Raw genomic sequence first — 5,518 nt, 5'->3', positions numbered from 1 at the left:
GCTGGAGTTCCTGGCCTCCGCCACAGCGGACGCCCTCTCGGTCCTCCCGACCGGCGACCTGGCAGCCGACCTCACCGAAGCCGAGGTCACCCACTGGTTCGTCACACCGAGCGAGCCGACGGACGCGGCCGACGACGAGATCACGATCGTCGTGGTGGAGTAGGAATACCAGTTCCGCCGGTGAAGAACGCACGATGCTCTTCACCGGCGGGCTCTTTTTGGCGAGCCGGGCTACGCTCGTGGGGTCGGCGGTGCTCGTTCGCCCTGTCCAACACCCAGCTCCACACGCTAATCGGCCTGAAGGGGGTTGACTGCCATCATTGTCGGGTCCTCACCCGCCACCGCCGCTGCTGGCCTGGCTGGCCGCGCGCGGGCGACCTCACGCCGCAGCCACTTGGAGTAGCAGATTCTCGTGTGTGTCGGCCCCGGAATCCTGAAGCTGGCCCAAGCCGCAAAGTAGCTTCGCGTACAGGCGGGTTGGAGGTGAAGTATCGGTAGGCAGTGGTGTGTCGCCGTGATGTGGCCGCGATCTTGATCAGACACGTGGTGTGTCCCCGCTGATGATGCGGTGGATGGTGGAGCGGCCGACGCTGTACTCCCCGGCGAGGTCGGCCAGGCTCGCATCGTCGTCGGGGTCGTGGTAGCGGCGGTGGATCGTATTGCGCACTGCAAGAGGAAGTTTCGGCTGCTTGCCTGGCGCGGGCCTTGGCCATGCCTTCGCGGGTACGAAGATGCCCCAGGTTGGCTTCGAACTCGGCGACCATCGCCAAGGTCTGCAGGAACAACCTGCCGAACGGGTCGTCCCAGTCGTAGACCGCGCTGCCGAGCCAGAACAGTACGCCGCGCTCGCGCAGGCTGGTCAGGATCTGGCTGGCCTCGGCCATGTCGCGGGCGAACCGGTCGAACTTGGTCGCGGTCAACACGGCCTGACGTCCGGTGACCGCGGCTGCCGCCGAGGTGACCGCGGTCAGCGCGTTGTCCAGGCCGGTGCGGTTTTTACTGGTGGTGCCGGAGAATCCCTTGTCGACGAAGATCCGCTCGCGCGGCACCGCGAGCGTGAGTAGCTGCTCGATCTGGATCTCGACGTCCTGCTCGTCGGTGGAACAGCGGCAGTACCCCACACGGAATGGCTCACCCATGCTCCGGATTGTTTCGGATAGCGGAGGTTCATCGGGACAGTTCGCGGAACACCTATACGGAATAGGCGCGACCAGGGCCGATGCGCGCCAGCTCGGGGGTCCCGGTGGGCGGTCGTCTTACGGAACACTAGATGAGGTTCAAGCGGTGGTGTTATTGGCAGCGGTTTCTCGACGCTGGCAGGGCTCAGGCCGGTTGTCGTTGCACAGCATCGGAGATGACCGCCGCCACAAACCTCTCGACTGCCGAGATAACCGGGGGACCAGGGTCGCTGTCCGTGAACAACAGGTGCCCGCCACCGACGAGGGAGAGGGTGAGCGAGTCGATGTCCGCGTCGGTTGCGATGCGGCCCAGTTCCCGCTCGTCGGTCAGATAAGTGGAGATCGCGGTCGTCGCCTCGGCGAGGATCGCCATGCCGCCGCCGGGCCTGGCTTGTCGAAGTCGTGTGCGCAGCTCGTCACGGAAGCTGATGAGCGGGATGATCGCCATCGGAACCGGTCCGAACAGGTTGGTCAGGGCGCTGGTCAGATTGGCGGCCACCGTGCCGGTGCCGGCGGACGCGCGCAGCGCAGTCCCCTGTGCCTCGAGCTGCGTGGCCCGGTCGAGCACGAGGTCGGTGAGAAAGGCGTCGAAGTCGGTGAAGTGCCGGTGCAGAACGCCTTTGGCGCAGCCCGCCTCGTCGGTGACGGCCCGGCTGGTCAGCCCGTTCGGCCCGACGCGCAGCAGCACGCGCTCAGCGGCGTCGAACAGTTGCTGCCGCGCGTCGCGAAGGTGCACTCCAGTCGGCACTCGCAGATCCTTTCGTGCGTCGATTCACCGACACCCATTGCATAGTGGGCACACGCCCACCAAGGTGGGTGCATGCCCATAATACCGCGGGAGCAACCCGAACCGTCCCCAGCGCCTCGGGGGGGTGTCCCTATGGTTTTCGTCAACCCGGATCGTTGGCTGGTCAGCGAGTGATTGTTCGGATAGAAGGGTGGTGTGGATCGGGAGACGACGGCTGGCCGGTATCGACGTTTCGCCGAGTTCGAGGCTCGGGGCAGTTCGTCGTGTTATGAGTTGTGGGCGTTGGGGGTTGCGTCCGATCGGCGGCTGTTGTCGCTGATCGATCGGCTTCCGGAGGGGAAGAGGCAGCCGAATCTGGTGTTCACGGCGGCACGTTATCTAGGGGTCGCCGAGGCATCGTTTCCCGAGTTCAAAGCCTGGGTGGTTCAGCATTGGGATGCCCTTGCGCGGGTGGTGATGACGCGAAGGACGCAAACCAACGAAGTCGGCAGGGCCGCGGTGCTGCTGCCGGCGTTGGCGCAGCTTGCTGGTCCTTTGGCGTTGATCGAGGTAGGTGCGTCCGCGGGGCTGTGTCTGTATCCGGATCTGTTCAGCTATCGCTACGACGATCGCATCGATCTGCACCCTGATGGTGGGGCGTCCGGTGTGATGTTGCAGTGTGTGACCTCGGGGGAGCCGCCGATCCCGGATCGGTTGCCCGAGGTTGTGTGGCGGGCGCGGGTGTCGATCTGAACCCACTGGATGTGAGCGATTCCGAGGAGATGCGGTGGCTCGAGTGCCTGGTGTGGCCTGGACAGCCCGAGCGGCTGCGACGGTTGCGTGGAGCAGTGGCGATTGCTCGGGCCAGACCGGCGGATGTGTTTTCCGGCGATCTGAACGAGACGGTGGCCGAGCTGGTCGACGCTGCGCCGGAGGAGGCAACGGTTGTGGTGTTTCACAGCGCTGTGTTGGCCTATCTGAGCGTCGAGGAGCGAGTCCGCTTCGAGCGGACGATCCGGGGCCTGCCCTGTCGTTGGCTGTCCAACGAAGGTTGCGGGGTCATCGGGTCGGTGGCCGATCAGCTCCCGATGCCGGCGAAGGACACTCCTGGACGGTTCGTTGTGGCGTTGGACGGGGTCCCGCTGGGATATGCCGGTGCTCATGGTCAGACGCTTGATTGGTTCCGCCGCAGTCCGATTCGGTGATCATGCGGCGGCATCGTGTGGTGGTCGATATGGAGTCTTGTGCTTGAGCATTGCGTAGAGGACGTCGCAGCGGCGTCGGGCCAGGCAGATGAGTGCGGCGTTGTGTTTCTTGCCCTCGGCGCATTCCGGTCGTAGTAGGTGCGGCTGGCTGGGTCGTGCAGGGCGGCGAAGGCGGACAAGAAGAATGCTCGTTTGAGTTTGTGGTTGCCGGATCTGGCGGGGTGTTCGCCTTTGATGGAGCTGCCGGAGCGATGGGTGACAGGGGCGATCCCGGCGTAGGCGGCGAGGTGGCCGGCGGAGGCGAAGCCGGAGCCGTCACCGACTTCGAGCAGGATGCGGGCGCCGGTCCTGACTCCGACGCCGGGCATCGAGGTCAGGCCCTTGGCAAGAGGGTGGTCATCGAGCATCCTCTCGATGTCAGCGGCGATCATTTGCCTTTGCAGCAGAACAGTTTTCAGTGAGTCCGCCAGTTTGGGCAGCACGATCTCGGCGGACTTCGCGCCGGGAACGGTGACAGTCTGCTGTGGCAGCGCGGCCAGGATCTCATCGACCAGGCGCGCGCCCATGCGCGGCGCGTGCTTGACCGCGATGGCGATCAGCTTGCGGCGCCCGGCGGCCTGGATGCCGAGAGGGCCGCCGCAGCGGGACAGGATCTCGAGCACCGCCGGGTGGGCGGCGCGTGGGCCCAGGACGCATTCGAGGGCGGGATGGATGCTGGTGAGCAGGCCGCGGATGCGGTTGATGGTACGGGTGGCCTCTCCGGCCAGGTCATCGTCGAAGCCGACCAGGACACCGAGCTCGGTGAGGGCTTCGTCGCCGACATCGACCCGGCGCAGAGCATGCGGCATGGCGCGGGCCGCGTCGGCGATGATGAACGCGTCGCGGGCGTCGGTCTTGGCCTGACCAGGGTAAAGATCGGCGATGCGCCGCATCGCCAGGCCGGGCAGGTAGGCCACGGCGTGGCCGCAGGCGCGTGCGACGGTGACCGGCAGAGCGCCGATGGTGTTGGGTTGATCGACCACGATCAGTAGCGGGCCGTGGGTGGCGAGTCGATCGAATACTGCCCGTAACTTGGCTTCGTCGTTCGGTAATGCCTTGTCGTGCAACCGTTTACCGGTGGCGTCGAGTCCGACCGCGTGGTGTTCGCCCTTGCCAACGTCGATGCCGCAGAACACGGCATAGGCCTGTGTCACTTCGCATTTCTTTCGTCGTGTCGAGCCCGGATGGTCGCCGATCCGGCGTCAACGCCTGGCACCCACGTTACGAAGAGACCTGCGATCGGCCCTGTCCCTATCAGCGGTCCGTCGACGCCACCAGGAACCCGGCGACACCACCCCCCCGGATCATGCGAAAGACAGGGGCAAGAAGTCATACCGGGCCTGGCGACCGTGGCCCTGGTTCAGGACCACGAAGAAGGTAACGGGGGGAGTCCCAGCGGATGGCCACTTCGTTCGGCGTGGACGCACAGCGCTACGACCAGGCCCGACCCGGCTACCCCGACGCATTGGTGGCGCGGATCCTCGCCGAGACCCCTGGTACGGACGTGCTCGACGTCGGCTGCGGTACTGGCATCGCGGCCCGTCAGTTCCAGGCGGCAGGGTGCGCGGTGCTCGGCGTCGAACCCGATGCGCGGATGGCTGATTTCGCACGAGCCCGCGGTCTGCAGGTCGGGGTCGCTACCTTCGAGACATGGCAGCCGGGCGAACGGATGTTCGATGCGGTCATCGCCGCGCAGTCGTGGCATCGGGTGGACCCGGTTGCCGGCGTCGCGAAGGCGGCCGGCGTGCTGCGTCCAGGGGGACGGCTGGCGATCTTCGGACACGCATACGAGCCACTCACCGAGGTGGCAGAACCGTTCGCCGCCGCCTTCCGGCGGGTGGCGCCGGACTCCCCGCTCAACGGTCAACCGGCTCGACGTCCCCTTGAGCTCTACCAAGCGGGATACGCGAAAATCGCCGACCAGATCCGCGAGACCGAACAATTCGGAGACCCCGAACAGTGGCGATTCGACTGGCAGCAGTCCTATACGCGCGACCAATGGCTGGAGCTGCTCCCCACGACAGGCGGCCTCACCCGACTCCGTCCTGATCAGCTGGCCGAAATACTGGACGCGGTCGGCAACGCCATCGACTCTCTGGGCGGATCCTTCACGATGGATTACACCACCCTGGCCACGACCGCCGCACGCGCAGCCACTTCCTGACGGCACGCTCGGCACCAAAGCCGGTCCAGGGCCAATGGCTGCGACGGCCGACACCGCTGCGAGCGCAGCACCGACGACAAACCCGCGCCTTTTCGGCGATTCGGGTCCTGCCTCTCGTACAGCTATCCCGCACGGTCCGTGACTCGGCGCACCGACCAACAACAGCCGGGCTACCGCGCGACTCGTTCGGGGGTGAGGTCTAGTA

At 66.0% G+C, this 5,518-nt stretch carries 5 protein-coding genes and 1 pseudogene; 3 read left to right on the top strand and 3 right to left on the bottom strand.

Annotated features, from left to right (window positions below; all coding sequences use genetic code 11):
* Positions 1 to 317 precede the first annotated feature (317 nt).
* Both NA4_RS37065 and NA4_RS37060 read right to left on the bottom strand, forming a co-directional pair.
* The gene (locus NA4_RS37065) at positions 318 to 1,139 is read right to left on the bottom strand and encodes a recombinase family protein (RefSeq protein ID WP_245671775.1); all 822 of its coding nucleotides are present in this window, start codon (positions 1,137 to 1,139) and stop codon (positions 318 to 320) included.
* A gap of 184 nt (positions 1,140 to 1,323) precedes the next feature.
* The gene (locus NA4_RS37060) at positions 1,324 to 1,926 is read right to left on the bottom strand and encodes a TetR/AcrR family transcriptional regulator (RefSeq protein ID WP_067480682.1); all 603 of its coding nucleotides are present in this window, start codon (positions 1,924 to 1,926) and stop codon (positions 1,324 to 1,326) included.
* Between the two features lie 195 nt (positions 1,927 to 2,121).
* Here NA4_RS37060 and NA4_RS43100 point away from each other — a divergent pair, with 195 nt between their 5' ends.
* Together NA4_RS43100 and NA4_RS43095 are read left to right on the top strand one after the other, a co-directional pair.
* Positions 2,122 to 2,658, top strand: a complete 537-nt coding sequence (locus NA4_RS43100) for a DUF2332 family protein (RefSeq protein ID WP_245671774.1) — start codon at positions 2,122 to 2,124, stop codon at positions 2,656 to 2,658.
* A 29-nt stretch (positions 2,659 to 2,687) separates the two neighbouring features.
* Complete coding sequence (locus NA4_RS43095) at positions 2,688 to 3,110, top strand: DUF2332 family protein (RefSeq protein WP_373862876.1); 423 nt, start codon at positions 2,688 to 2,690, stop codon at positions 3,108 to 3,110.
* Here the strand turns inward: NA4_RS43095 and NA4_RS37050 are convergent.
* A pseudogene (locus NA4_RS37050) lies at positions 3,111 to 4,303 on the bottom strand (IS110 family RNA-guided transposase).
* 245 nt (positions 4,304 to 4,548) lie between these two features.
* On the opposite strand from NA4_RS37050, the gene NA4_RS37045 reads away from it, so the two are divergent.
* The gene (locus NA4_RS37045; RefSeq protein WP_067480679.1) at positions 4,549 to 5,313 is read left to right on the top strand and encodes a class I SAM-dependent methyltransferase; all 765 of its coding nucleotides are present in this window, start codon (positions 4,549 to 4,551) and stop codon (positions 5,311 to 5,313) included.
* The last annotated feature ends 205 nt before the right edge of the window (positions 5,314 to 5,518 follow it).

It is taken from the genome of Nocardia amamiensis NBRC 102102 (assembly GCF_001612745.1).
In the GTDB taxonomy this organism is placed as follows: domain Bacteria; phylum Actinomycetota; class Actinomycetes; order Mycobacteriales; family Mycobacteriaceae; genus Nocardia; species Nocardia amamiensis.
The sequence above is the reverse complement of the archived record's forward strand: the minus strand, read 5'-3'. Positions and strand labels throughout refer to the sequence as shown.

What these genes read in the sequence shown, in the direction of transcription:
- NA4_RS43095 (WP_373862876.1), top strand. Translation starts at nt 2,688, where the DNA reads ATGCGGTGGCTCGAGTGCCTGGTGTGGCCTGGACAGCCCGAGCGGCTG.
- NA4_RS37065 (WP_245671775.1), bottom strand. Translation starts at nt 1,139, where the DNA reads ATGGGTGAGCCATTCCGTGTGGGGTACTGCCGCTGTTCCACCGACGAG.
- NA4_RS37045 (WP_067480679.1), top strand. Translation starts at nt 4,549, where the DNA reads ATGGCCACTTCGTTCGGCGTGGACGCACAGCGCTACGACCAGGCCCGA.